This is a genomic window from Streptococcus sp. S5 (assembly GCF_034134805.1).
Taxonomy (GTDB): domain Bacteria; phylum Bacillota; class Bacilli; order Lactobacillales; family Streptococcaceae; genus Streptococcus; species Streptococcus lingualis.
Genome location: NZ_CP139419.1, coordinates 1,348,617 through 1,375,219, shown reverse-complemented (window position 1 = coordinate 1,375,219; position 26,603 = coordinate 1,348,617). Strand labels below are relative to the sequence as shown.

Annotated in this window: 26 protein-coding genes and 1 riboswitch; of the genes, 24 read left to right on the top strand and 2 right to left on the bottom strand. The window is 42.7% G+C overall.

Annotation, left to right across the window (positions count from 1 at the left end; all coding sequences use genetic code 11):
* Positions 1 to 8 precede the first annotated feature (8 nt).
* A complete protein-coding gene (locus SM123_RS06580; protein ID WP_320909276.1) occupies positions 9 to 452 on the bottom strand; it encodes a GtrA family protein in 444 nt (147 codons plus the stop codon).
* A gap of 28 nt (positions 453 to 480) precedes the next feature.
* Positions 481 to 587, top strand: a riboswitch (PreQ1 riboswitch).
* Here SM123_RS06580 and SM123_RS06575 point away from each other — a divergent pair.
* The 4 genes from SM123_RS06575 (at position 585) to pulA (ending at position 6,496) form a co-directional block, all read left to right on the top strand.
* Positions 585 to 1,094 carry a QueT transporter family protein gene (locus SM123_RS06575; RefSeq protein ID WP_049471983.1) on the top strand — a complete coding sequence of 170 codons (510 nt, stop codon included), beginning with the start codon at positions 585 to 587 and terminating at the stop codon, positions 1,092 to 1,094. It overlaps the preceding riboswitch by 3 nt.
* An 85-nt stretch (positions 1,095 to 1,179) precedes the next feature.
* The gene (ligA, locus tag SM123_RS06570; protein WP_320909275.1) at positions 1,180 to 3,138 is read left to right on the top strand and encodes an NAD-dependent DNA ligase LigA; all 1,959 of its coding nucleotides are present in this window, start codon (positions 1,180 to 1,182) and stop codon (positions 3,136 to 3,138) included.
* 9 nt (positions 3,139 to 3,147) lie between these two features.
* A complete protein-coding gene (locus SM123_RS06565) occupies positions 3,148 to 4,110 on the top strand; it encodes a diacylglycerol kinase family lipid kinase (RefSeq protein WP_003006748.1) in 963 nt (320 codons plus the stop codon).
* A 76-nt stretch (positions 4,111 to 4,186) separates the two neighbouring features.
* On the top strand, positions 4,187 to 6,496 hold the full coding sequence (pulA, locus tag SM123_RS06560; RefSeq protein WP_320909274.1) for a type I pullulanase: 2,310 nt from the start codon (positions 4,187 to 4,189) through the stop codon (positions 6,494 to 6,496).
* A gap of 52 nt (positions 6,497 to 6,548) precedes the next feature.
* On the opposite strand, the gene SM123_RS06555 is transcribed toward pulA, so the two are convergent.
* Positions 6,549 to 8,708, bottom strand: coding sequence for an LTA synthase family protein (locus tag SM123_RS06555; protein WP_045759328.1), 2,160 nt, complete (start codon positions 8,706 to 8,708; stop codon positions 6,549 to 6,551).
* A 230-nt stretch (positions 8,709 to 8,938) separates the two neighbouring features.
* On the opposite strand from SM123_RS06555, the gene SM123_RS06550 reads away from it, so the two are divergent.
* The 20 genes from SM123_RS06550 to SM123_RS06455 all read left to right on the top strand — a co-directional run bounded on the left by SM123_RS06550 (position 8,939) and on the right by SM123_RS06455 (position 26,595).
* Positions 8,939 to 10,102: a class I SAM-dependent rRNA methyltransferase gene (locus tag SM123_RS06550; RefSeq protein WP_320909273.1), complete on the top strand. Its 1,164-nt coding sequence runs from the start codon at positions 8,939 to 8,941 to the stop codon at positions 10,100 to 10,102.
* Positions 10,099 to 10,776 (top strand): type I 3-dehydroquinate dehydratase, encoded by a 678-nt coding sequence (gene aroD, locus SM123_RS06545; protein ID WP_003014374.1) that lies wholly within the window; start codon positions 10,099 to 10,101, stop codon positions 10,774 to 10,776. Before SM123_RS06550 ends, aroD begins: the two co-directional genes overlap by 4 nt.
* The gene (gene aroE / locus SM123_RS06540) at positions 10,766 to 11,638 is read left to right on the top strand and encodes a shikimate dehydrogenase (protein WP_320909272.1); all 873 of its coding nucleotides are present in this window, start codon (positions 10,766 to 10,768) and stop codon (positions 11,636 to 11,638) included. Before aroD ends, aroE begins: the two co-directional genes overlap by 11 nt.
* Before the next feature lie 161 nt (positions 11,639 to 11,799).
* Positions 11,800 to 12,873: a 3-dehydroquinate synthase gene (gene aroB / locus SM123_RS06535; RefSeq protein WP_320909271.1), complete on the top strand. Its 1,074-nt coding sequence runs from the start codon at positions 11,800 to 11,802 to the stop codon at positions 12,871 to 12,873.
* A 6-nt stretch (positions 12,874 to 12,879) separates the two neighbouring features.
* Complete coding sequence (aroC, locus tag SM123_RS06530; RefSeq protein WP_195487124.1) at positions 12,880 to 14,046, top strand: chorismate synthase; 1,167 nt, start codon at positions 12,880 to 12,882, stop codon at positions 14,044 to 14,046.
* Between the two features lie 16 nt (positions 14,047 to 14,062).
* Positions 14,063 to 15,169 (top strand): prephenate dehydrogenase, encoded by a 1,107-nt coding sequence (locus SM123_RS06525; RefSeq protein WP_320909270.1) that lies wholly within the window; start codon positions 14,063 to 14,065, stop codon positions 15,167 to 15,169.
* A gap of 100 nt (positions 15,170 to 15,269) precedes the next feature.
* On the top strand, positions 15,270 to 15,608 hold the full coding sequence (locus tag SM123_RS06520; protein WP_003014453.1) for a YlbF/YmcA family competence regulator: 339 nt from the start codon (positions 15,270 to 15,272) through the stop codon (positions 15,606 to 15,608).
* Between the two features lie 172 nt (positions 15,609 to 15,780).
* Entirely contained in the window at positions 15,781 to 17,064 is a 1,284-nt protein-coding gene (aroA, locus tag SM123_RS06515) for a 3-phosphoshikimate 1-carboxyvinyltransferase (RefSeq protein ID WP_320909269.1), read from the top strand.
* The gene (locus SM123_RS06510; RefSeq protein WP_320909268.1) at positions 17,057 to 17,542 is read left to right on the top strand and encodes a shikimate kinase; all 486 of its coding nucleotides are present in this window, start codon (positions 17,057 to 17,059) and stop codon (positions 17,540 to 17,542) included. Before aroA ends, SM123_RS06510 begins: the two co-directional genes overlap by 8 nt.
* The gene (gene pheA, locus SM123_RS06505; protein ID WP_320909267.1) at positions 17,533 to 18,387 is read left to right on the top strand and encodes a prephenate dehydratase; all 855 of its coding nucleotides are present in this window, start codon (positions 17,533 to 17,535) and stop codon (positions 18,385 to 18,387) included. The genes SM123_RS06510 and pheA overlap by 10 nt, the downstream gene beginning before the upstream one ends.
* Positions 18,384 to 19,697, top strand: a complete 1,314-nt coding sequence (locus tag SM123_RS06500) for an LCP family protein (protein ID WP_320909266.1) — start codon at positions 18,384 to 18,386, stop codon at positions 19,695 to 19,697. Before pheA ends, SM123_RS06500 begins: the two co-directional genes overlap by 4 nt.
* 64 nt (positions 19,698 to 19,761) lie before the next feature.
* Positions 19,762 to 21,120, top strand: coding sequence for a 23S rRNA (uracil(1939)-C(5))-methyltransferase RlmD (rlmD, locus tag SM123_RS06495; protein ID WP_320909265.1), 1,359 nt, complete (start codon positions 19,762 to 19,764; stop codon positions 21,118 to 21,120).
* 391 nt (positions 21,121 to 21,511) lie between these two features.
* Positions 21,512 to 21,940: an aminoglycoside 6'-N-acetyltransferase gene (aac(6'), locus tag SM123_RS06490; protein ID WP_002912789.1), complete on the top strand. Its 429-nt coding sequence runs from the start codon at positions 21,512 to 21,514 to the stop codon at positions 21,938 to 21,940.
* A 47-nt stretch (positions 21,941 to 21,987) separates the two neighbouring features.
* A complete protein-coding gene (locus tag SM123_RS06485; RefSeq protein ID WP_320909264.1) occupies positions 21,988 to 22,596 on the top strand; it encodes a Type 1 glutamine amidotransferase-like domain-containing protein in 609 nt (202 codons plus the stop codon).
* Between the two features lie 106 nt (positions 22,597 to 22,702).
* Positions 22,703 to 23,581: an aminoglycoside phosphotransferase family protein gene (locus tag SM123_RS06480; protein ID WP_195487132.1), complete on the top strand. Its 879-nt coding sequence runs from the start codon at positions 22,703 to 22,705 to the stop codon at positions 23,579 to 23,581.
* A 131-nt stretch (positions 23,582 to 23,712) separates the two neighbouring features.
* Complete coding sequence (locus SM123_RS06475; RefSeq protein ID WP_195487133.1) at positions 23,713 to 24,489, top strand: alpha/beta fold hydrolase; 777 nt, start codon at positions 23,713 to 23,715, stop codon at positions 24,487 to 24,489.
* 32 nt (positions 24,490 to 24,521) lie between these two features.
* Entirely contained in the window at positions 24,522 to 25,259 is a 738-nt protein-coding gene (locus SM123_RS06470; protein WP_070665972.1) for a DUF4336 domain-containing protein, read from the top strand.
* Positions 25,260 to 25,518: 259 nt separating this feature from the next.
* Complete coding sequence (gene relB / locus SM123_RS06465; RefSeq protein ID WP_049474732.1) at positions 25,519 to 25,812, top strand: type II toxin-antitoxin system RelB/ParD family antitoxin; 294 nt, start codon at positions 25,519 to 25,521, stop codon at positions 25,810 to 25,812.
* Complete coding sequence (locus SM123_RS06460; protein ID WP_320909263.1) at positions 25,805 to 26,143, top strand: type II toxin-antitoxin system RelE/ParE family toxin; 339 nt, start codon at positions 25,805 to 25,807, stop codon at positions 26,141 to 26,143. Before relB ends, SM123_RS06460 begins: the two co-directional genes overlap by 8 nt.
* A 14-nt stretch (positions 26,144 to 26,157) precedes the next feature.
* Positions 26,158 to 26,595 (top strand): hypothetical protein, encoded by a 438-nt coding sequence (locus SM123_RS06455; protein ID WP_195487134.1) that lies wholly within the window; start codon positions 26,158 to 26,160, stop codon positions 26,593 to 26,595.
* Positions 26,596 to 26,603 lie beyond the last annotated feature (8 nt).

The window sequence follows — 26,603 nt, the reverse complement described above, 5'->3', positions numbered from 1 at the left end:
CAATCGTTTCAAGCCTTGTTTTTATTTTTAAAGACAAAGAGTTTACTAAAGACGTAATTGAGGACCACAATGGCCACTTGTGCAAAGAGGGTTTCGATCAGATTGATCTGGCTCTTGTTATTGTGGACGAATTGCCCGATAATTCCTGGGAACTGCTTGACAAAAATCTCGGTCAAGGCCATGTCCAGTATAAAGGTCCCAGAGCGCGCAATTGCAAATCGGATTAAGCGCTGAAACCAGCCCTTTCTTTCTTGTTTAAAGACGATGGTATCGTTGGTCGCAAAGGCAAAGAGGATCCCAGCAATGTTTCCAATCGCTGTCGCTAATCGTTCATCACGAGACATATGATAGATGAAGAGGCGGGTTCCGACGGAAACAAAGGTTGTTGCCACACCAAAGAAGAGATAGGATAAAATTTCATTATCAAAAAATTTTTTAATTAGTGTTTTCATAAATTCAGTCTACCATAAAACCTCAAAATATGCTATACTTGAAAGGTTGAAGAAATCAAACCTTCAACCCTTGGCGCTTAAGATCCTTTCGCCAAGCATATTACACGCGGGAAAACCGCTAAAGGAGAATAGATGAAACAGTTAACTGCTCGTGATATGGCACAAATTGCCATTGTTGCTGCGATTTATATCGTATTGACCATTACCCCACCTCTCAATGCTATGGCCTACTATGGCTATCAATTCCGTGTTTCGGAGATGATGAATTTCTTAGCCTTCTACAATAAGAAGTACCTGATTGGGGTGACGCTTGGTTGTATGATTGCTAACTTATTTAGTTTTGGATGGATCGATGTCTTTGTCGGTGGAGGTTCGACCTTTGTCTTCTTAGGACTCGGACTCATTTTATTTGGTCGTTTTAAAAACAAGTTCTTGTTTGACGGTCTTATTCGATTGGACCATTTCTTGTTTGCGATTTTCTTTTCCATTTCCATGTTTACGATTGCCTTGGAACTTTATTACCTTCAAGGCCAACCATTCTTCTATAACTGGTTGACCATGGGATTGGGTGAATTTGCATCCTTGATTTTTGGAGCGATTGTGATCAATCAACTTTCAAAACGGATCGATTTTACAAAATAAGAAAAGGGAGCTTTGGCTCCTTTTTTTAATGCTAAGAATGCAGTAAATTCAAGGCTAAATTAAGATTTTATGATAAAATAAGAACATGAAAACCAGAATGAAAGAATTAGTGGAATTACTCAATCGATATGCTTACGAGTATTACACAAAAGACGCTCCATCTGTTTCAGATAGTGAATATGATCAATTATATCGGGAGTTGGTGGAACTAGAAACCGCTCATCCTGATGAGATCTTACCAGAGAGTCCAACTCACCGTGTAGGTGGGGTGGTTTTAAAAGGTTTTACCAAATACCAGCACCAGTATCCCCTTTATAGTTTGCAGGATGCTTTTTCGCGTGAAGAATTAGAAGCCTTTGATCAGCGTGTCCGTAAGGAATTTCCTTCTATCAGCTATGTATGTGAGCTGAAAATCGATGGCTTGTCCATTTCCCTCACCTATGAAAATGGTGTCCTTGTAACAGGAGCGACACGTGGGGATGGTTCTGTCGGTGAGGATATTACAGAGAACCTCAAGCGGGTCAAGGATATTCCTTTGGTGTTACCAGAGCCAGTGAACATTACAGTTCGAGGCGAGTGCTACATGCCACGGGCTTCCTTTGATCGGGTCAATCAGATCCGTCAAGAAAACGGTGAGCCGGAGTTTGCTAATCCGCGGAATGCTGCTGCAGGAACACTTCGCCAATTGGATACGACAATCGTGGCCAAGCGAAATCTTGCAACTTTCTTGTATCAAGAAGTGAGCCCGACGGATCAAAGCAGTCAAGAAGGCGTGCTTGAGAAATTAGCCCGCTTAGGCTTTGTCGTGAACCAAGAGCGAGTGCTGGCTGAGGATATGGAGCAAATTTGGGACTTTATCCAAAAAGTAGCTCAACTTCGAGAGGATCTTCCCTACGATATCGATGGGATCGTCATCAAGGTCAATGACCTAGCTGTTCAAGAAGAACTAGGCTTTACCGTAAAAGCCCCTAAATGGGCTGTCGCCTATAAGTTTCCAGCTGAAGAAAAAGAAGCGAAAATCTTATCGGTGGATTGGACGGTTGGACGAACCGGTGTTGTGACGCCAACTGCCAATCTAACTCCAGTCCAGCTAGCAGGAACCACTGTTAGTCGGGCAACCTTGCACAATGTGGACTATATTGCTGAAAAAGATATCCATCAGGATGATACCGTCATTGTCTACAAGGCGGGTGATATCATTCCTGCGGTCTTACGTGTCGTCAAAGATAAACGGGTATCTGATCAAGCATTAGCCATTCCAACTCATTGTCCGAGCTGCCAGAGTGAGTTGCTTCATTTTGAGGATGAGGTGGCCCTTCGCTGTATCAATCCGCTCTGTCCAGCTCAGATTAAGGAAGGATTGAACCACTTTGCAAGTCGGGATGCTATGAATATCACAGGCTTGGGTCCAGCTGTTGTAGAGAAACTCTTCGCGGCTCAGTTGGTAGAGGATGTAGCTGGGATCTACCGGCTCACTGTAGAGGATCTATTGACCTTAGAAGGCTTCAAAGAAAAATCGGCTGAAAAACTCTATGAAGCCATTCAAGCTTCAAAAGAGAATTCAGCTGAAAAGTTACTCTTTGGTTTGGGAATCCGCCATGTCGGAAGCAAGGTCAGTCAAATCTTACTCCAAGAATTCCATGACCTCGATCAACTGGCTACAGCTGATCCAGAACGGATTGCAGGTATTGATAGTCTCGGTATGGTCGTGGCTGAAAGCCTCAAGTCTTATTTTGCACAAGAGGGATCCAAGCGCCTATTGCAAGAGCTTAAAGAAGCTGGAGTCAATCTGTCTTATCTTGGTGAGAAAGTCGCTGCTGATGCGGCCCTTTCAGGGATGACAGTCGTTTTGACTGGGAAGCTAGAGCGACTCACGCGTTCAGAAGCCAAGGCAAAATTAGAAAGTCTGGGCGCTAAGGTAACTGGATCGGTTTCCAAAAAAACAGATTTGGTCGTTGCAGGTAGTGACGCTGGTAGCAAGTTAACCAAAGCACAAGAATTAGGAATCCAGGTAGAAGATGAGGCCTGGCTTGAAAGTTTATAGAGGATCTTTATGGTAGAACGAATCAAAAAAGCCCGTTTAATTTATAATCCGACCTCTGGGCAAGAAATTATCAAGAAAAATATTGCGGAAGTCTTGGACGTACTCGAAGACGTGGGCTATGAAACCAGCGCTTATCAAACGACTCCAGAACCATTTTCTGCCCAAAATGAAGCAGAAAGAGCCGCTAAAGCAGGCTTTGATTTAATCATTGCCGCTGGTGGAGATGGTACGATTAACGAAGTGGTCAATGGGGTCGCAGGTCTGGAAAATCGTCCGCAGATGGCCTTTATCCCGACCGGTACCACCAATGACTATGCGCGTGCCTTGAAGATCCCGATGGGTGATCCTGTGGCGGCTGCTCGCATTATCGAAAAGAATCAAACCATTCAGATGGATATTGGTCGTGCCTATGGCAGTAAGTATTTCATCAACATTGCTGCTGCAGGAACCATGACAGAATTGACCTTCAGTGTTCCAAGCAGTGTTAAGTCTCGCTTGGGTTACTTTGCCTATGTGGCTGAGGCAGCTAAAATGTTGCCGCGAAACAAGGCTCGTAAGGTGCGGATTGAGCATGACAATGGTGTCTTTGAAGGGCCAGCGTCTATGATTTTTGTGGCCTTGACCAACTCGATTGCTGGCTTTGAAAGTGTCGCACCAGATGCTAAGCTTGATGATGGGAACTTTACCTTGATTATCGTAAAAACTGCTAAGCTCTTTAACATGTTGTCCTTGATGATTCAGGCCATCAATGGGGGCAAGCATGTGCACGATGAAAATGTAGAATATCTCAAGACCAAGAAGTTGACGATCGAAATGTTAGGGAAAAATGCTCAACCATTCCGCATCAATCTAGATGGGGAATACGGGGGAGATACGCCAGTTGAATTGGAAGTCTTCCATAATCATTTGGAGTTCTTTGCAAATATTGATGAAATCAACAACGATGCTTTGGTTCACCCATCTGAAGAGTAAAAACAAATAGTTGAGCCATGTACGTGTTTTACGAGGAATGGTTCCTTCGGTATTAAATTGGAAATAGGAAAATGTTATGCGACAATACCATGTAAAGCTTCATTTTCATAAGCAAAAAGGAAATTATTTTGCCTATGATATGTGGCAATGGCAGGATCAAGTAGAAGGAAAATCAGTCTCTTTCTCCAAGTTGGATTATTTTGGAGTAGAGGGAAATCTGGTATACGAGAGTGAGCATGCCTTGAACCGGGGCCATGTCCTGGTTAAAGAAGGGGATTGGCTCACTAAGACCCGTGATTTTGAAATCGAACTCTTACCAGAAGGGCATGTTCGAGAAGTGTGGATTCTCGATGGAGACGATACAGTCTATTATTCTTTGCAAGCTGCTTTGACGAGTCATGCATACAGCCATCGTCAGCCTCATGCCTACGATATGGCGATGCGTCCTAGAGAGTTTGATGCTAAATGGGCGTATCAAGGATGGCTCGGTCATCGGGAGGAAGAAGGGGAGCATTGCTTTAAACTGTGGGCACCAACGGCTAAGAAAGTTGAATTGTTGCTCTATCAATCTACAGACTTGGATGCGCCTATTTGGAAGAGCATGCCGATGACGCGTGGTAAACAAGAGTCTAGCTACCACCCAGAAAATACCCATGGTGTTTGGATTTTAGATTTTTTAGGAAATTTAAGTGGCATGGCCTATCAATATCGTGTGCATTTTGAACACCATACTCAAGTGACGCGTGATCCTTATAGCATTGCAACGACAGCGGATGGGATGCGCTCAGCCATTCTTTCAAGAGTAGATCGTCAGTTTGATTGGGGCACTAAAAAAGGCGCCGATGCGACTCCTTGGCGCTTGGACAATCCTTGTCAAGCAGTGATTTATGAGATGCATCTTCGAGATTTGACCAAGTCACCGACTTCAGGTGTGGACGAGTCTTTACGTGGGACTTATCTGGGGGCTTGCCAAGAAGGAACTGTCAATAGCCATGGCGATGCAACTGCCTTTGATTATATTCGTCAGTTAGGGGTTAATGTCGTGCAACTGCAGCCCATATCTGATCGCTTTAAACAGTACGATGAAGAAGGCCAGGTGACCTACAATTGGGGTTACGACGTTCAGAATTATTCTGCACCAGAAACTAGTTTTTCAACGGATCCATCCAATCCGAAACAAACCATGAAAGAGCTCAAAACCATGATCCGGGCTTATCATGAGGCAGGAATTTCTGTGGTCATGGATGTAGTCTACAATCATATCTATTCGACCGAACATGGTCCTTTCCAAAATACAGTACCCGATTATTATTACCGGATGGAGCCAGATGGTCGCTTCCAAAATGGGACAGGTGTTGGGAATGAAACGGCTAGTGAGCATGAAATGTACCGCAAGTACATGATTGATTCCCTCACGTACTGGGTCAAGGAGTACCAGATCGATGGCTTCCGCTTTGATTTGATGGGCATTCACGATGTAAGGACGATGAATGCTATTCGGGAGGCTATGGATGCTCTGGATCCTCGTATTCTCCTTTACGGAGAAGGTTGGGACATGGGGACAGGTCTCGCACCAGAAGACAAGGCTAAGAAGGACAATGCAGCGCAATTGCCTCGAATTGGATTCTTCAATGATACGGAGCGCGATGCCATTAAAGGGGCTGAGGTTTATGGTTCCATCAAACGTGGCTTTGTCAGCAGAAAATCAACAGAGTATATCGTTGCGCGTGCTGTATTAGGTAGTGCAGAGCTTGGCAATTATTTAAGTCCCAATCAGGTCTTGAATTATGTGGAGGCTCATGACAATTATAATCTCTATGACTTGCTTCAGACCCTTCATCCGAATGAAAAAGTAGCAGGATTGGTCAAGCGCTCAGAGTTGGCTACGGCTATGAATCTGCTCTTTCAGGGCATGGCCTTCATGCAATTGGGTCAAGAGTTTATGCGGACCAAATTGGTAGCGACAGGTCCTGATGGGGAAATCACACCTTTGGATCGTGAACGGGCCATGAATTCCTACAATGCTCCAGATTTTGTGAATCAGGTCAACTGGGATCTGGTCAGTCAAAACAAGGAATCAATTGCCTATATCCGAAGCTTGATCAATTTGAAGACAAGTCTTCCTGTCTTAGGGCTTGAAAGCTATGATAAAATCTACCAACAAGTCTTTATCCAATCTGCAACTGATTGTAGTGGACTTCTGATATTTGAACTAACAGGAGACAAGAAGTACTTGGTCATCTTCAACGCCAGCGGACTTCCATATTACCTCCAAAATTCAAATAAATTGAAATTGATGGTTGGGAATAGTCGTCATAAACGACCATTCTATGTGGAGAATTTAACAGCTTCTGTTTTTGAAGTCCTAGATGAAGGTAAAGCGTAATCTTTTTAAAGAAATCACAAAATCCCTGAGTTTTTAAACTCAGGGATTCTCTTTATTTAGAAGAACTGCTACTGGTCTCTGTTGAGGAAGAACTATCGTCTTCTGGGTGCAATTCTTTATAAGTAGGTGCCTTGAAGAGATCAACGGTGGACTGATTGCCACGTTGGTTATAAAGGCTGGTTGATTTGTCACCTTTTTCCTTTTCAATCTTCTTCAATGCCTTGAAGGAATTAGTGTAGGAATAATCATCTGGATTGACTTTTCCAAGATCATTGCCCTTGAAGAAGCGAAGGAGGTCACCGGTCTGGATGCTATCGCTAATCTTCAATTGCAGGTTAGCAGCCTCCCTAATCTTGTCCAGTTCTTCCTTGGTTTTTTCGTCTGGGTTCGTGATTTCCTCACCTGTTTTGGTGTAATAGGTCCGGCCACTATAGCTTGTATACTCTGGAGTTACAAAGTAGTTAGCAGAGCGGAAGGCGACGATTTGATCATGTTCTGGTGAGAGCATATCTTGACCAACTTGGAGGAATTTGTTGGATTCAATGCCTAGCAAATGTTCCAAGGTTGGGAGCATATCGATTTCGCCACCATAGGTATCAATGATGCCACCCTTATCCATACCTGGAATAACTACCATATAAGGAACGCGTTGCAACATGGCATTGTCATAACTTGACCACGTTTCAGAGTTCTTACCAAGTAGAGGAGCAAGAGCTGGGTTACGAGAGTTTGAAATTCCGTAGTGGTCCCCATAGAGAACGATGATGGAATTTTTGTAAAGACCAGATTCTTTCAGGTAATCAAAGAAGGCCTTGATCGAAGAATCTAGGTAGTTAGCGGTCGCAAAATAGCCATTGATGGTTTCGTCCTGTGTCTTAGCTAGAGGGAAGCCAAGATCATCTCCTGACAAGCTGGTTGTATAAGGATAGTGGTTGGAAACCGTAATGAACTTCGTATAGAAAGGCTGTTGCAATCTTTCTAGGTATTTGATGGAATCCTTGAGCATGTATTTGTCATTAAGACCATACTGGAAGGAATTGCTGCTGTTTTGTTTGGTGAAGTAGCTGGCATCAAAGAAGTAATTGTAGCCCCATTGTTTATAGGCGGTATTTCGATTCCAGAAACTTCCAGCATTTCCGTGGAAAACAGCGCTCGAGTTGTAACCATTTTTTGAAAGAATAAATGGTGCAGCCTGTTGGGTATTGGTTCCACCATAGTTCACCATAAAGGAACCTTGGTTGAGTCCGAAGAGCCCAGTTTCAATCATGGTCTCAGCATCGGACGTTTTCCCTGCCTTGACTTGGTTAAAGACATTTGAAAAGGCAAAGGTTTCTTTCGAGTGGTAAAGTGAGTTTAAGAAAGGTGTTACTTCGTATTCTTTATCGTCTACTTTCAACTTGTAATCGATCAAGAATTGTTGGAAACTTTCCAAGTGAATGTAGATGACGTTACGGCCTTTGGCCATTCCAAAGTACTCAGGATTAGGCTTGGCGTAATGCTGTTGGATATATTCTTCCACCGGTTTTAGATCTGCTTCGGAGGCTTTGGAACGTTCTTTGTTGGCAGCATAGGTCTGATTAGCGCTATACCCCAGAAAGGCTGGTAATCCTAGGGCACGAACGACATAGTAGTTTGAGAACCCACGAGTCAAGAGCTCAGGTCGGTCAATTTCTGCGAGGAAAAGGTTGGCCGAAAAGAGCATAGCCGATAAAGAGGTAACCGCAAAACTAGCTCGTTTATTGAAGGGACGATTGTCCATTCGAATCCATTTCTTAAAGAAGAAGAAAGCGAGGATAGGGAAATCTAGAATGTAGATCACATCCCAAGGGCGGAACAATTCTAAAGCAGCAGCTCCGAGACCGGCAGAAACCTTGCTGGAAGCCAACATGGTATTGACCGTTACGAAGTCTGTAAACTCTCGATAATAGATGGAATTGGAAATCAACCAAATAAATAAGAGAAGGTAGATCCCAAAGGCCAAACTATAAAAGAGCTTGGTTCGTTTGATATAGAGTGCTAGACCGATGAAGAGCAGACTGATCGGCAATGGGTTGATCACTGCTAGAAAAATCTGATAGGGTCCTTGAATGTCTAAGTTAAAATCAACTGAATAGGCCCACATGGTTTTGAACCAGTAGAGCAACAGAAGGGTCAAGACAAATCCTAGTCTGGTACTCATGAAATTGAGTATCGAATTCGTAATTTTTTTCACAAAATGTTACTTCCTTGTCTTATTTCCTAAAAATTTTCATATACAAGTATACCACAATTTTATGGAGAAAGAAAAAAATGACTGTAAAGGAGAGGAAAGAAATAGGAAAGATCAGCTATATGAATTCGTAAAAAGCTAAAGGAGAAGAGCTGAAATAAAATAGCAAAAAAAGTTCTAGTAAATAAAGCCTCCCTTTGTGAAAAACACAGACTTTTGCTATAATAGAGGATATGAAAAAACTCACAGTCAGTCGCCAAGTCGCAACAAAAATCAAACAAGGACAATCTCTTCTTGAAAAGCAAGATTTTGACTCACTTCCTGCTTTGGATCAAGCGGTTCAATTGCTTTCAGGAGATGGACAATCCCTCGGGGTCGGATACTTATCTGAACAAAATAAAGGGATTGGATGGTTTGTTTCGCAAGAGTTGGTCGCTTTTGATCAAGACTTTTTTAAAAAGCTTTTCATCAAAGCCAAGCAATACCGTCGTTCTTATTATGCGGATGAAACGACGACGGCCTTTCGTCTCTTTAACCAAGAGGGAGATGGTTTTGGTGGTTTCACGGTTGACTTGTATGGTGAGTTTGTTGTTTTTTCTTGGTACAATCCTTTCGTATTTCAGATCAAGGGAACCATTCTAGCGGCCTTTCAAGAAGCTTTTCCAGAAGTCCGAGGGGGCTATGAAAAGATTCGCTTTAAAGGCTTGGACTATGAATCGGCTCATGTCTATGGAGAAGAAGCTCCGCAAGAATTTTTGATTCTTGAAAATGGAGTTTCTTACCAGGTCTTTCTCAATGATGGCTTGATGACGGGGATCTTTTCGGATCAGCATGAAGTTCGAGGTAGCTTGGTAGAGGGCTTAGCAGCTGGCAAGTCCTTGCTCAATATGTTCTCCTATACGGCGGCCTTCTCTGTGGCTGCGGCAATGGGTGGAGCAGTTGAGACAACATCGGTCGATCTGGCTAAGAGAAGTAGAGAATTATCAGAAGCGCATTTTGTGGCAAATGGCTTGGCGCTGGATGCTCATCGTTTTGTCGTGATGGATGTCTTTGACTATTACAAATATGCCAAACGCCATGACCTAAGCTATGATGTGATCGTGCTCGATCCGCCTAGCTTTGCGCGGAATAAAAAACGGACTTTTTCAGTCGCTAAAGATTACCATCGGTTGGTCAGCGAGGCCCTTGAGATTTTAAATCCAGGTGGGACCTTGATTCTCAGTACCAATGCGGCAAATGTGACCAAAGATAAATTTAAAAAACAAATCGAAAAGGGATTTCAAGGTCGTAAGCATCGCTATGTAGCGGAATATGGACTTCCGGGTGATTTTCGATGGAACAAGAAAGAAGAAAGTAGTAATTACTTAAAAGTATTTACGATTAGGGTGGATGTATGAAGTTAGTTGTTTCGATTATGCCTCGCTCCTTAGAAGAGGCGCAACAACTAGATAGTTCGCGTTACGAGGATGCAGATGTTATTGAGTGGCGTGCGGACTTTTTAGAAAAAAGCGAGATCTTAACCGTCGCTCCTGCAGTTTTTGAGAAATTTGCTGGACGCGAAATTTTATTCACCTTGCGGACTCGAGCTGAAGGTGGAGAGATGGAGCTGACCAACGAGGAATATGTTGGAATCCTGAAAGATATTCAATCCATCTATCATCCGGATTATATCGATTTCGAGTATTATAGTCACCGTGAAGTCTTTGAAGAAATGTTGGAATTTTCAAATCTTGTTCTCAGCTACCATAACTTCCAAGAAACTCCGGAAAATATGATGGAGATCTTATCGGAATTGACCAGCTTTTCTCCAAAATTAGTCAAAGTATCTGTCATGGCCCACAATGAACAAGATGTTCTTGACTTGATGAATTATACGCGTGGTTTCAAGACACTGAACCCTGAGCAAGAATATGTAACGATTTCCATGGGCAAGGTCGGGAAGATTTCGCGCTTGACAGCTGATTTGACAGGTTCTTCCTGGTCTTATGCTAGAGTCGGAGATGAAAGTGCCCCAGGTCAAATTCCTCTTGAAAATATGAGAAGAATTCGGGAGTTATTAAATGAAGATTGACGGATATACTCGGATGGCAGCGGTCATTGCCCATCCCATTCGTCATAGTATTTCTCCTTTCATCCATAATCTAGCTTATGAATTAACAGCGACCAATGCTGCTTATCTAGCTTGGGATATTGCTGAAGAAGACTTAGAAAGCACCATCAGCCAAATTCGTAAGTTGGATATGATTGGGGCCAACATTTCCATGCCCTATAAGCAGAAGGTCTTTCCTTATCTAGATGAAGTGGATGAGATGGCCCGAAAGATCGGTTCTGTCAATACCATTGTTCACCGTGATGGCAAGCTTAAAGGCTATAATACGGATGGAATTGGTTTCTTTCGTAGTTTACCTCCTGCTTTCTCTATTAGGAGAAAAACAATGGTTCTCTTAGGTGCAGGTGGTGCAGCTTTAGCGATTATTGCACAGGCCATTCATCTAGGTGTGAAACGTATCCTTGTCTTTGTGAGAGAGGAAAGATTGGTTCATTATCGTTCAATAGTTCAGTTGATTGAAGATGGCTTTGATTTCTTGATAGAATTGTATGCGATTGAGAAAGATGAAGAAGTTCAAAACTCTTTTAATCAAGCCGATCTCATCTTAAATGCCACTGGTGTAGGCATGGATGGTCATTCTCTTCCGATAGCGAGTTACTTGACCTTTCCCCTACATGCCTTAATCGTAGAGATGGCCTACTATCCGGCAGTGACCCCCTTTCTGCAATTAGCAGTGAATCAAGGAAACCAGAGGGTAAATGGGCTGGGAATGCTCTTTTATCAAGCTGAAGCTGCCTTTGAATTAATGACTGGGAAAGTATTTCCTACAGAGTCTGTATGGGAAGCATTGACAACAGAATATCGCCAATTTGTATGTGACTAAGAGAGAGTTTTACCTTTCCCTATTGAAAAGCTTTATGAGATTAGAACAGGAACTGATTTTTTAAAAAACAGTCTTGCTCTAGTCTCTTTTTCATTTTGTTTGAGACATGTGCCCTATTTCATGATAAGATAGAATCAAAGAAAAACGTGAAGGAGATTCCTATGAACGTATCGGTACCTATTCCAGGACATTCCTATGGTATTGTGATTGAAAGAGGTGGTCTTAACCAGGTTGGAGACTGGTTGCGCACTCTTTGGAGCGATAAAAAAGTCGCGATTATTTCCGATAACCGCGTGGCTAAGCTATATGCGTCTATCGTAGAGAAGAGCCTTGAGAAAGCTGGTTTTCAAGTGGTGCGCTTTGAGTTTCTTCAAGGGGAAGCCAGTAAGAATCTAACCACTGTTTCAAAAGTTTATGAATTTCTAGCTACCCAGGGCATGACGCGCAGTGATGGAATCGTTGCTCTTGGGGGTGGCGTAGTTGGTGATTTGGCTGGTTTTGCTGCCTCGACCTATATGCGGGGAATTTCCTTTGTTCAGATCCCGACTAGCTTGACCGCACAGGTAGATTCTTCTATCGGGGGAAAGACGGGGGTCAACACAGCACTTGCTAAAAACATGGTAGGGACCTTTGCTCAACCAGACGGTGTGTTTATTGATCCTGAAGTGTTGAGCACGTTGGGGCAACGTGAATTGATCGAGGGGATGGGCGAAGTCATCAAGTACGGCCTCATCCAAGATACTGAACTCTGGGAAGAATTGGAAGCCATGGATGGTTCTGTCCAGAGTATTTTAGAGCATGCAGAGAGCATCATTTCTCATTCTTGCCTGGTGAAGCGAGACCATGTTGTGGCAGACGAGTTGGACAATGGCATTCGCCTGTATCTCAACTTTGGGCATACTATTGGACATGCTATTGAAGCGACAGCTGGTTATGGGCAGGTTATGCATGGAGAAGCCGTCAGTATGGGCATGGTGCAGCTCTCCCGAGTTGCAGAAGAAAAGGGCTTGATGCCAAAAGGAATCAGCCAACAAATCGAAGAAATGTGCCGGAAATTTGGCCTTCCGGTGACCTATGAGAACTGGGATAAAGAAGCCCTTTATCAAGCCTTGACCCATGACAAAAAAGCGCGTGGGACGAACTTGAAATTAGTAATTGTTCCAGAGTTGGGGCAAGCAGCGATTCATCAAATCCCTCTTCAAGAAATGAAGGACTTTTTAGAAAGAAAGGTATAAGGTCGTATGAGATATTTAACAGCAGGAGAGTCCCATGGACCTCGACTAACAGCCATCATCGAGGGGGTTCCGGCAGGCCTTCCTTTATCTGAAGAGGATATTAATAAAGAACTCAAACGTCGACAAGGTGGCTATGGTCGTGGTGCTCGGATGAAAATCGAGAGTGACCGTGTTGAGATCACATCAGGGGTCCGTCATGGCTTGACTATAGGAGGTCCGATTACTCTGAATGTGACAAATCTGGATCATCAAAAATGGCTAGAGATCATGAATGTAGCACCGGTCGAAGAGAAAAAGAAAAATCTGCGTAAGATCACCAAGCCACGTCCTGGTCATGCCGATCTAGTCGGAGGGATGAAATACCGTTTCGATGATCTCCGTAATTCCTTAGAGCGTTCTTCTGCCCGTGAGACAACCATGCGTGTAGCCGTTGGTGCAGTTGCTAAACGGATTTTAGAAGAGATCGGCCTTGAAGTAGCCAGCCACATTGTGAATTTTGGGGGAATCGAGATTGCAATTCCCGAGAATCTAACCGTTTCAGAAATCAAGGAAAAGGCAGCGAAGTCGGAAGTTTCGATCGTTGTGCCAGAACAAGAAGAAGCAGTTAAGGCCTACATTGACCAAGTAAAAAAAGATGGCGATACCATCGGGGGAATTGTGGAAACCTTGGTTGGTGGTGTGCCTGTTGGACTAGGATCCTATGTGCAATGGGACAAGAAATTGGATGCCAAAATCGCTCAAGGAGTGGTCTCTATCAATGCCTTTAAGGGTGTTGAGTTTGGCCTTGGTTTTGACGCAGGTCGCCTAAAAGGTAGTCAAGTTATGGATGAAATCATCTGGTCTGAAGAAGCTGGCTATACCCGTCGCACCAATAATCTTGGAGGTTTTGAAGGGGGGATGACCAACGGAGAGCCCATTCTGGTTCGTGGCGTCATGAAGCCTATTCCGACCCTCTACAAACCCTTGATGAGTGTGGATATTGAGACCCATGAGCCCTATAAGGCAACGGTTGAGCGCAGCGACCCAACGGCTCTACCAGCTGCAGGAGTGGTAATGGAAGCAGTGGTCGCAACGGTCCTTGCTACAGAAGTGCTTGAAAAATTCTCATCCGATAACTTGGAAGAATTGAAAGAAGCCGTTGCTAAGCACCGGGACTTTACGAAGAATTTTTAAGAGAAAGAGTTTTCCTTTGGAGAAGAAAGTTGTATATATTGCAGGCTTGGGCTTGATTGGTGCTTCACTCGCTCTAGGTATTAAGAGAGCCCACCCAAACGTGACGATTCTTGGTTACAATCGTAGTGAAGCCTCTCGAACCATCGCCCTTGAAAGAGGAATGGTGGATCAGGTGACGGATGATTTCGCAGCCTTTGCCCCTTTAGCAGATATCATTATTTTGGCCCTTCCCATCAAGCAAACCAAGTCTTACTTAGAAACCTTAGCTAGATTGCATTTGAAAGACCGGGTACTAGTGACAGATGCAGGCTCTACCAAGGCAGAAATTGTCGCACAAGCTGAAAAAGTGTTTACAGATAAGGATGTACGCTTTGTGGGAGGACACCCCATGGCTGGTAGTCATAAGACAGGTGCTGCAGCAGCAGATGCAACCTTATTTGAAAATGCCTATTATATTTTTACCCCTTCCAGCTTGACGACAGGGGGTGCCATGGAAGAGTTGAAAGAGCTTCTGAGTGGATTGGGATCTCGATTTATTGAAATCGATGCCGAGGAACACGATCGAGTGACTTCCCAGATCAGCCATTTTCCTCATATTTTAGCCTCAACTCTGGTCGAGCAGGCCGTAGCTTATGGGGAAGAGCATGAAATGACCCGCCGTTTTGCGGCTGGTGGCTTTCGGGATATGACACGGATTGCGGAAAGTGAGCCAGGCATGTGGACTTCTATTCTCTTGTCCAACCCTCAAGCGATATTAGAGCGGATTGCAGATTTCAAAGACCGTTTGGATCAGGTGGCTGAGACCATTCAAGCAGATAACGAAGAGGCCCTTTGGTCCTTTTTCCATGAGGGGCGCAAGCACCGAAAAGAAATGCAGATCCATCAGCGTGCTGGACGCGATAGTGCCTATGATCTCTTTATCGATGTCCCAGATCAGGAAGGTGTGATCCTCGAAATCTTACAACTCTTACAAGGGATTTCCTTGGTCAATATTCACATCAATGAAGAGAATCGGGAAGATATCCACGGGATTTTGCAGCTGACCTTTAAAAATGCAGAGGATCAAGAGCGGGCTCAAACATTGATCAGCCAGGCGACGTCTTATACCGTCCTTGCTCGCTAGGTCTACAGAAGGATTTGCATCAAAAGGCCTGCTTCATTTTAGGAATATTGAAGGAAAAACAGTATAATAGAAGTATCTTATCAGTAAAGGAGCCTAGAAAATGGCAAATATTTATGATGTAGCAAATGAACTCTCTCGGACCCTTCGAGATCTTCCTGAATACAAGGCTGTCGTAGAAAGCAAACAAGCGATCGAAGCAAATCCAGAAGCGAAAACACTGTTTGACGAATACGTCGCTTTCCAAAATCAACTGCAAGGCTTGATGCAATCTGGTCAACTTCCAACAGAAGCTGTGCAACAAGAAATGAAGGACTACATGGAAAAAATCCAAGCAAGTCCGATTGTGAATGAATTTTTCACTAAACAACAGCAATTGTCTATTTATCTTGCAGATCTTGAAAAGATCATCTTTGAGCCAATTCAAGATTTATACAAATAGAAATTTCTACCAGAGTTGTCATTTCGACTCTGGTATTTTCGTTCGCCACTAGAGGAAAACAAGCTCAAAAAATGCTTGGAAACATTCGTTTTTTGTTCCAAATTTTTGATCAAAAATTGAATTCATGTCCTATTTATGATAGAATATGTGGAAAAGCACTCTGGAGATGGCAATGAAATTAAGAACCAATAGCAAGGGTCTAAAGGGAACCATTCGTGTCCCTGGTGACAAATCCATCAGTCACCGATCCATTATTTTTGGAAGTCTTGCAAAGGGCGAAACCAAGGTTTATGATATCTTGCGAGGCGAAGATGTGCTTTCTACCATCCAGGTGTTTCGAGATTTAGGAGTCTCCATCCAAGATGACGGGGATGTGATTCGGATTCAAGGAGTAGGCTTTCAAGGTCTTCAAACTCCGACCGCTCCCCTTGATATGGGCAATTCAGGAACTTCTATTCGTTTGATCTCCGGTGTCTTAGCAGGTCAGGATTTTGCTGTGACCATGGTTGGAGACGACAGCCTATCCAAACGTCCCATGGATCGTGTCGCGATTCCACTGCGTCAGATGGGAGTAGAGATTGCTGGTCAGGGAGAGCGCGATTGCCCACCTTTACATGAAAAAGGGACCCATCAGCTTCAAGCCATTCATTACCGTTTGCCAGTGGCATCGGCCCAAGTCAAGTCTGCTCTCATTTTTGCGGCTTTACAGGCTGCGGGTGAATCGACGATTATCGAGAAGGAAAAGACGCGTGACCATACGGAGGATATGATTCGCCAATTTGGTGGAGAGATCCAGGTGGATGGAAAAACCATCCGCATCCAAGGTGGACAAGAGTTCCAAGGTCAAGAAGTCATCGTTCCTGGAGATATTTCCAGTGCAGCCTTTTGGTTAGTGGCTGGCCTCGTTCTGCCAGATAGTGTGATCAAGATTGAAAATGTGGGCACCAACCAAACGCGGACTGGGATTCTCGAAGTGATTCAAGAAATGGGGGGAGATCTCACCATGGAGGATCGCGATGAAAAAGCGGTCTCTGCAAGTCTCACTGTTAAGACTTCGTCCTTAAAAGGGATTCGGATTGATGGGGAGTTGATTCCACGCTTGATTGATGAATTGCCGATTATTGCTTTACTAGCGACACAAGCAAATGGCCAGACCGTGATTGCGGATGCTGAGGAGCTTCGTGTGAAAGAAACGGATCGCATCCAGGTCGTAGCAGATAGTCTCAATGCTATGGGTGCCAATGTCGTGCCAACGGAAGACGGTATGGTCATCACCGGACCAACTCCCCTACATGGAGCTGACTTAGAGACCTTTGGAGATCACCGGATTGGGATGATGGCTGCCATTGCTGCCTTATTGGTGAGAGATGGAAATGTGGTGTTGGATCGGGCAGAGGCCATTAACACCAGTTACCCTAGTTTTTTTGAAGATTTGGAGACCTTACTGCATGGCTAAAATTTTACTTGGTTTTATGGGAGCTGGGAAAACGACCGTTGGTCGCATTCTTGATCCAAAGTTCCATGATATGGATGAATTAATTGTTGAAGAGATCGGTATGTCGATCAATGACTATTTCGCAGTGGAAGGAGAAGCTGCCTTTCGTCGTCGCGAGGCTGAAATGCTGGAGCGTTTATTGGAAAATGAAGCAGCCATTATTTCTCCTGGAGGCGGGATTGTCGTCAACCCTCATAACCGTGCGCTCTTGGAAAAAAATCCTCACAACATATATCTGCGGGTAGATTTTGAAACCTTGTACAGACGCATTCAAAATGACAAAGCCATGCAACGTCCCCTCTTTTTAAACCACACCAAAGAAGAATTCAAGAAGATTTTTGATGGTCGTTTGCCTTTGTATGAGGATATTGCTACCCATATTGTGGATGTCGAGGACAAAACACCTGAAGAAATTGCGGAGATCATTCGATGCTTGTAGGCTATCTTGGTCCCAAGGGATCTTTTACCCATGATGTGGCCACTCATAGCTTTCCGACTTCTGAACGCATCGCCTATCGGACGATCACAGATGTCATCAAGGCTTATGAGAATCAAGAGATCGATTTTGCAGTCGTCCCAGTTGAAAACTCGATTGAAGGCAGTGTCCATGAGACCATTGATTACCTCTTTCATCAAGGGACGATTCAGGCCGTTGCAGAAGTGGTCTATCCCATCAAGCAACAGCTCTTGGTGGCTAAAAAAGATCGCCCCATTCGAACAGTCTATTCGCATCCACAGGCCATGGCCCAAGGGAAGGCTTTTCTAAGGGCCCATTATCCAGATGCGGCTATGGAAATGACGGCTTCAACAGCCTATGCGGCCCGCTATGTAGCAGAGCATCCAGACTTGGAAATTGCAGCGATTGCCCCTCTGGCAGCAGCCAGTGAGTATGGCTTGGAAGTCCAGGCCAAAGATATTCAAGAAATCGAGGACAATTATACACGTTTTTGGATTTTAGGAGCCAAAGAGCCAGCGATCTCAAAAACTTTAAGTCCAGCCCTTCAAAAAGTTAGCTTGGCCTTGACCTTGCCAAGTAACTTGGCAGGAGCCCTCTATAAAGGATTGTCTACCTTTGCTTGGCGGGGGATCAATTTGACCAAGATTGAAAGTCGTCCCCTAAAAACAGCTTTAGGAGAATACTTTTTCATTATTGACCTCCTAAACGAAGCGCCTGATCTTTTGCAATTTGCCTATCAAGAATTAGACAGTTTGGGCATTCAGACAAAAGTCTTGGGTCAGTATCAGGTCTATACCTTAAAAGATAAAGGAATGGAGAAAAAATGAGTAAGGAATCCAACTTTCTATCTCACCATGAGCGAAAGCGATTAGAGTACTTATACTCAAATTTTCATTATTTGAATGAACGAGAACAACTAGAATACAATTACCTGCTCAAGAAGAGCCAAGGAGCTTATGAGGAAGCAGAAACCCTTCAACCTGAGGTAGACGCTACAGAAGAAGTGCAAGGTGAGATTGCTGAACCGATTGGAGATCTCCCTGTTTACCAATCACGTAGCAAAAAGTCTAAGAAGAAAGCAGTTGCTGCGACGAGCGATATACCTAAGAAACCACGGAAAAAGATCCGCGTCAAACGGATTCTCAAGTGGATTGCTGTCTTTTTCTTGCTCATTATCGGTGGCATGGTCTTCATGTTTGTGAAAGGCCTCAACAGCAAGCCGACAGGTCCAGATGCCAAACCGGCTGTCGTTGAGAAATTTAACGGCAAGAAGTCGCGAGATGGGGTCAATATCCTGATCTTGGGGACAGATGGTCGGATCGGTGAGAAATCGGATGAGACACGGACAGACTCTATCATGGTGGTCAATGTCAATAACAAAGAAGGCAAAATCAAGATGGTCAGCTTCATGCGGGATACATTGGTCCATATCGATGGTGTCAGCCAGCAAAATATTCCAGAGTATGATGGCTACTACGACCAGAAGCTCAATACGGCCTTTACTATCGGGGAGCAAAATAACAACCAAGGAGCTGAATTGGTGCGTCAGATGCTCAAAGACAACTTTGACATTGACATCCAATATTACGCCATGGTCGATTTCAAGACCTTTGCGACAGCGATCGATACCCTCTTCCCAAATGGGGTCGAGATGAATGCGCAATTTTCAACGGTTGATGGCGAAAAAGTCAGTGAAGTAGAAGTACCAGATGATTTGAACATGAAAGACGGTGTCGTTCCGCAGCAAACCATCAAGGTTGGAAAACAACGGATGGATGGCCGGACCCTTCTCAATTACTCGCGTTTCCGCAAGGATGATGAAGGAGACTTTGGTCGGACCCGTCGCCAGCAAGAGGTCATGTCCGCTATCATGCATCAGATCAAGGATCCAACCAAACTCTTTACGGGATCTGAAGCCCTTGGGAAAGTCTTTGCCATGACGTCTACCAATGTTCCTTTCTCCTTCCTATTGACCAATGGACTTGGACTAGTCGGAAGTGCTGGAAAAGGAATTGAACGAGTGACCATCCCAGAAAATGGGGATTGGGTCGATGCCTACGATATGTACGGTGGCCAAGGCTTACTCGTCGATTTCGATGCTTATAAAAAGAAATTGTACCAAATGGGACTGAGATGATATAATAAGGGGATAGGAGTTTTGAAAACTCCATCCCATTTAATTTGTAGAAAGATAGAAAACGATGTTAAAGAAAAATGAAATTGTAACGGTTGAGATTGTCGATTTGACACACGAAGGAGCAGGAGTGGCTAAGGTCGATGGCCTGGTCTTTTTTGTGGAGAATGCCCTGCCAGGCGAAGTCATCCGTATGCGCGTGCTCAAGGTCAATAAGAAGATTGGCTACGGAAAAGTAGAGGAGTACTTGGAAAAATCTCCTCACCGCAATGAAGAGTTAGACCTGGCTTACTTGCGAAGCGGTATTGCCGACTTGGGCCACCTGGCTTATCCAGAGCAGCTGAAATTCAAGGCCAAGCAGGTCAAGGATAGCCTTTACAAGATGGCAGGAATCTCTGATATCGAAGTACCCCTGACCTTGGGGATGGACCACCCTGTTCAGTACCGCAACAAGGCCCAAGTCCCTGTCCGTCGTGTCAATGGTCAGGTAGAGACAGGCTTCTTTCGCAAGAACTCTCATGATTTGATGCCGATTGAAGATTTCTATATCCAAGATCCAGTCATTGACCAAGTGGTCTTGGCACTTCGGGATTTGATTCGTCGGTTTGACCTCAAGCCTTATGATGAAAAGGAACAGTCTGGCTTGATTCGCAATCTTGTGGTCCGCCGAGGTCACCATTTAGGAGAAATCATGGTCATTTTGGTCACTACTCGTCCTAAGATTTTCCGTGTGGACCAGTTGATCGAGCAGTTGATCAAGCAATTCCCAGCCATCAAATCCGTTATGCAAAATATCAACGACCAGAATACCAATGCCATTTTTGGAAAAGAATGGCGGACACTTTATGGTCAGGATTACATTACTGACCAAATGTTGGGCAATAGCTTCCAAATCTCTGGACCAGCCTTTTACCAGGTCAATACCGAAATGGCAGAGAAGCTCTATCAGACAGCCATTGACTTTGCGGAGTTAAGAGAAGATGATGTCGTGATTGATGCCTACTCCGGAATTGGGACCATTGGCTTATCCGTTGCCAAGCACGTCAAGGAAGTCTATGGCGTAGAAGTCATCCCTGAAGCTGTGGAGAATAGCCAGAAGAATGCTAGCTTAAACGGTATCACCAATGCCCATTATGTCTGCAATACAGCAGAAAATGCTATGAAGAATTGGCTCAAGGAAGGTATCCAGCCAACTGTTATCCTAGTCGACCCGCCACGCAAGGGCTTGACCGAGAGCTTTATTAAAGCAAGTGCCCAAACAGGCGCTGACCGCATCGCTTATATTTCCTGTAACGTCGCTACTATGGCGCGTGATATCAAACTCTACCAAGAGTTGGGTTATGAACTGAAGAAAGTGCAGCCGGTGGATTTATTTCCGCAAACGCATCATGTCGAGTGTGTTAGCTTGTTAGTGAAACGCAATTAATCCTCAAAAGGTTCACCCAAACCTTTTGAGTCCCACAAACGCACCATGTCGAGTGTGTAAGCTTGTTGGTAAAACGCAGCTAATCCTCAAAAGGTTCACTGAACCTTTTGAGTCCCACAGACGCACCATGTTGAGGTCGTATCACTACTTGTACGAGCTGAGGCATCAGCGAAGTAGAAGTAGATGCTCCGCCCATGCGATATGACTCGCAGAATGAGGAAGGAAACCGACGAAATGATACGGCAACAGCGAAGCGCCGAGTGTGTGGCTTTGCTCTTCCGATCTGAGACAGTCGAAAAGTAGAAGGGGATGGTATTGGTATCAATCAATGAGTAACAAAGTAACGGCATGATTCGAAACATTTTCTTGTAATTTGCGGAGGAACATCAATATGGATGGAATAACAAAAGATTCTATAAAAACGGCTAAACTAATGAAACAATTATGGCCCCAATTGACCGATAAAGAAGCTATTGATGAAGTAAAAAGATATACGAATGGCAAAAATACTGCAATCTTTACTGAAGTTGAAGGTGACACAATTGTAGGTCTAGCACTATGTTCACTCAGATTTGATTATGTTGAAGGTTGTAAATATAGTCCTGTTGGATTCTTAGAAGGGATTATTGTCGACGAGGAATATCGTTTAAAGGATATTGCTAAAAATCTCTGTACAAAATGTGAGGAATGGGCGAAAAATAAAGGATGTAAGGAATTTGCAAGTGACTGTACTTTAACGAATACGGATTCTATAAGATTTCATCTCAATATTGGATTTCAGGAGGCAAATAGAATTATTCATTTTAAGAAGAAATTATAATTTCAGAACGTGGTCAAAATTTATGTATCTTTAGGAAGTGTGAAAGATTGGACGAACAAATTTTTTTGATGGGTGGAAATCCGCCGATAAAGAACCATACGATTGTTAATAAAATTGTGTCATCAAGGAAGATCGAAAGAATTGTCATTTTTACAGTTTATCGAGAAAATTGGCAACCCTATATGAAAAAGTACACGGAAGTTTTCCAAAGTCAATTTTCTAACCTAAACACTGATTACTTACTCTTGGACACTGAGCAGATTGATTTTGATAGCTATCTAGATGCTGATGTCATCATCATCGGTGGTGGAAATACGGAAAAGTATCTAGCTACTTATGTCAATCAGGAGTTCAAAAATTATATCGTTCATATGCTGAATAAAGGGGCGAAAGTTATGGGATTTTCTGCAGGAGCCCTATTATTAGGAGAAAAAGTCTATGTTTCACCTAATGATCATTCAGATCATCATATAAAGATAAAAAATGGATTAGGACTCTTTAGTCAGTTTTTAATTAGTGTCCATTATGATTCCTGGAATGATAAAGCTAATAAGGATAGAGCTGAAGAACTCGTTCATGTTCCCATAATTCCACTAAATGATCATTCATGTCTTGTATTGGATAAACTTGGAAACATTATTGAGAAAATTGACTAGTTTTCATTATCTAAATCTTGATCTAGGTAACTAAAGTGTAGACAAACTGGATGGGTTACTAGTGAAAACTGCAAGAAGTGTTGGAAAGTGAATCGGAGAGTGCGTGATGAATTTTAGTAGTAAGATAGCCATAAATAAAGGCTGGTCAGATGATAAAAAATATTGTGTGACAGATCAAAATCAGCAAAAATATTTCTTGCGTGTTTCTGATAAGGAGAAGTTAGATTCTAAAAAATTTGAATTTGATATGATGGAGAAAGTGGCTTCTCTTGGAATTCCGATGTGTAAGCCAATTAGCATAGAACTCTGCGATGACGAAGTACATTCTTTACACGAATGGATAGACGGGAAAGATGCTCGAGAAACCATTTTAACTGTTTCGAAAGAACAACAATATACTTATGGAGTAGAAGCAGGAAGTATACTTCGAAAAATTCATTCACTTCCTGTTACAGAAGTTCGTGAAGATTGGGAGGTCTTTTATAATCGAAAAATTGATGACAAAATCTCCAAATACAAAGAATGTCCCGTTCAATATAAAAATGGTCAGATCTTTATTGATTTTTTAAATGCAAATCGTGAATTGTTAAAAGATAGACCTCAGGTTTTCCAACATGGAGATTATCACATCGGGAATTTCATGATTGGTGAAGATCATAAAATTTATGTCATTGATTTTGATCGCTTTGACGTCGGGGATCCTTGGGAGGAATTCAATCGTATTGTATGGTCTGCTCAAGTCTCTTCCTCTTTTGCGTCTGGTATGATAGATGGATATTTTGATCATAAGGTTCCGGATTTATTTTGGAAGCTTCTCGCTATCTATATTCTAAATAACATAGTTGGTGCTCTGTCATGGGCTGTACCTTACGGAGCTGAAGAAATATCAGTAATGCAACAACAAGCTAAGGAAATTTTAGAATGGTATGATGATATGAATCAAATCATTCCTAGTTGGTACTTGAACAAGAAGAAGACTGAATAATGTAAACGTTGGAATATCATTTTTGGAAAATATGACACGATTATTTGCCCAAATTTAAACACATCTGACTATCTTTAATATGGGTGATTTTAATCAATACAAGTTAAACTGGTATAGTAAGGAGTTTAAATATGAAATTCCATGAATTTGGTGATAAGAATTTGTCTCCTATCTTACTGATACATGGCGGTGGCAGTTCTTGGTGGAATTATCTTCGTCAAGCACGGATCTTGTCAGAAGAATACCGTGTTATTCTACCCACGCTGAATGGCCACGGTGAAGAATATCCACTCGATTATGTTTCTACGGAAGATTCTGCTTTGGAGATCCTAAACTATGTCAAAGCAAACTGTGGTGGAAAGGTGTTTGCGATCGGTGGCGTTTCACTTGGTGGTCAAATTGCCATGGAGCTTTTGACATTAGACAGCGAGATAGCTGAGAAGGCCGTCATAGATGGAAGCCTCTGTATTCCTCAACCAAGGCTAGCTAAAGTCAGCATCTTTCTAGTAGCTCTATTTGGTAAATTGATGTTCAGTAAATTCTCTTGCAAACTTCAATTAAGCATGATGGACAAACTCTATCCTAAACTGGCTTATCCAGAGGAAATAAAAGCATATTATTTGGAGGATCTCCCAAGGACGCCTATCAAAACATTGGTGACCATTTACAAAACCTATATGGGGCGTTACAAGCTCAAGGACACAATTTCTGCTAGCAAGGCGCAGGTTCTGTATATCTACGGTGAAAAAGAATTGAACTGTGTGAAAGCATCAGCGAAATTATTTCATCAGCTACATCCCAACACGATCCTGTATGAAGCAAAGGGCTATAACCATGGCTATTTATCAGCTTACCTGCCTCAAGAGTGGATTGATTTGGTGGTACCATTTTTGGAGAATAACGATTGATTATACTTTATTAATTTAGAAAGCAGAGTTTCATGGAAGTCAAAAAATATAGTCCGCTCAATTCCTTAAAAAAGATAGCAGATAACCTCTGGATTGTAGATGGGGAAGAAGTACTGATGAATTTCAAACTCTTCAAAGTGCCTTTTTCAACTAGAATGACAGTTATCCGTCTGCAGAATGGTGGTCTTTGGGTGCATTCGCCGATTAAGCCTAGTGATAATTTACTTTTTGAAATCAAGCAATTAGGTGAGGTAAAACACCTTATTGCACCCAATGTCTTACATTATAGTTATATAAATGAGTGGCACGAACTATTTCCGGAAGCAGAAGTATGGCTAGCTAGTGGTGTTCAAAAGCGTGCCGGAAAATCGGGAATGAATTTATATTATGGTCATGAACTAGAGAAAGCCAATTGGAACGAGGAAATTTGTTTTACAACATTTGAGGGAAGTTTTTACGTGAAAGAGGTTGTTTTTTTCCATACTGAAAGTTCAACTCTAATTTTAACGGATCTTATTGAAAACATAGAAACAGAAAATTTATCGATTTTTGAAAAGCTACTGTTAAAAATAGGTGATAATCACTATCCAAATGGTAAAACACCAAGAGATTTAAGAATGACTTTTTTATTTGGTAAAAAACAAGCATTGAAGAGTTATCATAAAATAAAGAAATGGGAACCTAAGAATATTATTATTTCTCATGGACCGTGTATCATTGGACAAACAAAAGAGATGTTAAACCAAGCGTTCTTTTGGCTAGAGAAATAGGAATTTACTATAAAGAAATTAATAAAATATATCTAATATAATTGACTAAAATTACTTGGAGTTGTTAAATTAAGATGTGGAATCTACTTAAATTGTTGATTCTAAGAGGTATCAGTTGACACGAGAGAAAGAATATAGATTAACTAACGGTATCTCTTAATTAGATTTAGTGAAAGAAGAATCCATTTTTCACTTGAATCCCTTCTCTTTCGTATGGTAGAATGTATATACAAATTGTATGTACAAAGGAGAGGTAGAAATGGCAAACACGAAAGCAGTGAATTTTCGAGCAGATGAGATGTTTTACCAGAAAACAAAAGAGGTACTTGCTGATGAAAAAATTTCTGTGTCAGATGTCCTAAATGCAGCACTTCGAAAAATTGCTAACGGGACTGTGGATCCAAGAGAATTTGTTTCAAGTGATTTGCAGAACACGCAGTATCAAGTGGCCTTTGAGGATTTGAAGAAGGAGATTTTAGTTGGGCACCAGGAAATTGCTCAAGGGAAAGTCACTTCTGTAGCCGATGTGAGAAAGGAATTTGGTCTTGACTAAGTTGAAACGCTATCAGGTCTTTCTTGCAGATCAGGCTAAGCAGGACTTGCGTGGCATTCACGACTATATTCTTGTGAATTTTTATAGCCAGCAAGCTGCAGATGGCAAAGTTGATTTGCTATTAAGTGCTCTTGAGACCCTAGAACTGTTTCCAGAAGCCTGTCCTCTGGTATCAAGCCGGGGCTATGGTGAGATGACGAATGATGTGAAACCCTATCGTTATATGCCAATAGAGAACTATCTCGCATTTTATTATATGGAGAAGCATAGGGTGTATGTTGCTCGTATCCTCAGTGCAAAGCAGGATTTGGTCAAGATTTTTTATAAGTAGATTGAGGAACCTCCATGTTAAAATCAAATAAGCTAATCATTTTTTTAATTTCTCTACCCTTTCTGATGGTCCTTGTTTTCTATTCTCTTAGTGAGCATCCTGGATATAGTGATGATGGGAATTTCGTCAGAAATCATGAGACTGCTATTAAGCGTGAGATCATCGCAAACTTAGCTCGGGAAAAGCAGGGCATAGAATCTGTGACCTTATTGCCAAATACTGCTAGGGGCGAGTATGATAATGGTGGTGATGTGAGTGGACATTACCATATCTATTTTACAGCCTACGTCAATCATAATCGCGAGCGAACGATAAGCGTAGAACTATTCTTCCCAGATGCCAGCATCCCCCCTTTCACCTTGTTTCCTCCTAACCCTTATAAAGACAAGGGCAAAAAGATGTCCAATTGGGTGATGGGGAATATTGAAGTATCGGAAGAAACCTCTAGATAGTATATAAA

Bases quoted from the DNA above. Each gene is read 5' to 3' on its own strand.
- pulA (WP_320909274.1), top strand. From the start codon at position 4,187: ATGCGACAATACCATGTAAAGCTTCATTTTCATAAGCAAAAAGGAAAT.
- aroA (WP_320909269.1), top strand. From the start codon at position 15,781: ATGAAATTAAGAACCAATAGCAAGGGTCTAAAGGGAACCATTCGTGTC.
- SM123_RS06580 (WP_320909276.1), bottom strand. From the start codon at position 452: ATGAAAACACTAATTAAAAAATTTTTTGATAATGAAATTTTATCCTAT.
- SM123_RS06520 (WP_003014453.1), top strand. From the start codon at position 15,270: ATGGCAAATATTTATGATGTAGCAAATGAACTCTCTCGGACCCTTCGA.
- SM123_RS06510 (WP_320909268.1), top strand. From the start codon at position 17,057: ATGGCTAAAATTTTACTTGGTTTTATGGGAGCTGGGAAAACGACCGTT.
- SM123_RS06480 (WP_195487132.1), top strand. From the start codon at position 22,703: ATGAATTTTAGTAGTAAGATAGCCATAAATAAAGGCTGGTCAGATGAT.
- SM123_RS06500 (WP_320909266.1), top strand. From the start codon at position 18,384: ATGAGTAAGGAATCCAACTTTCTATCTCACCATGAGCGAAAGCGATTA.
- SM123_RS06470 (WP_070665972.1), top strand. From the start codon at position 24,522: ATGGAAGTCAAAAAATATAGTCCGCTCAATTCCTTAAAAAAGATAGCA.
- ligA (WP_320909275.1), top strand. From the start codon at position 1,180: ATGAAAACCAGAATGAAAGAATTAGTGGAATTACTCAATCGATATGCT.
- SM123_RS06575 (WP_049471983.1), top strand. From the start codon at position 585: ATGAAACAGTTAACTGCTCGTGATATGGCACAAATTGCCATTGTTGCT.
- SM123_RS06565 (WP_003006748.1), top strand. From the start codon at position 3,148: ATGGTAGAACGAATCAAAAAAGCCCGTTTAATTTATAATCCGACCTCT.
- aroE (WP_320909272.1), top strand. From the start codon at position 10,766: ATGAAGATTGACGGATATACTCGGATGGCAGCGGTCATTGCCCATCCC.
- SM123_RS06550 (WP_320909273.1), top strand. From the start codon at position 8,939: ATGAAAAAACTCACAGTCAGTCGCCAAGTCGCAACAAAAATCAAACAA.
- SM123_RS06455 (WP_195487134.1), top strand. From the start codon at position 26,158: ATGTTAAAATCAAATAAGCTAATCATTTTTTTAATTTCTCTACCCTTT.
- aroC (WP_195487124.1), top strand. From the start codon at position 12,880: ATGAGATATTTAACAGCAGGAGAGTCCCATGGACCTCGACTAACAGCC.
- rlmD (WP_320909265.1), top strand. From the start codon at position 19,762: ATGTTAAAGAAAAATGAAATTGTAACGGTTGAGATTGTCGATTTGACA.
- SM123_RS06475 (WP_195487133.1), top strand. From the start codon at position 23,713: ATGAAATTCCATGAATTTGGTGATAAGAATTTGTCTCCTATCTTACTG.
- aroB (WP_320909271.1), top strand. From the start codon at position 11,800: ATGAACGTATCGGTACCTATTCCAGGACATTCCTATGGTATTGTGATT.
- pheA (WP_320909267.1), top strand. From the start codon at position 17,533: ATGCTTGTAGGCTATCTTGGTCCCAAGGGATCTTTTACCCATGATGTG.
- relB (WP_049474732.1), top strand. From the start codon at position 25,519: ATGGCAAACACGAAAGCAGTGAATTTTCGAGCAGATGAGATGTTTTAC.
- aroD (WP_003014374.1), top strand. From the start codon at position 10,099: ATGAAGTTAGTTGTTTCGATTATGCCTCGCTCCTTAGAAGAGGCGCAA.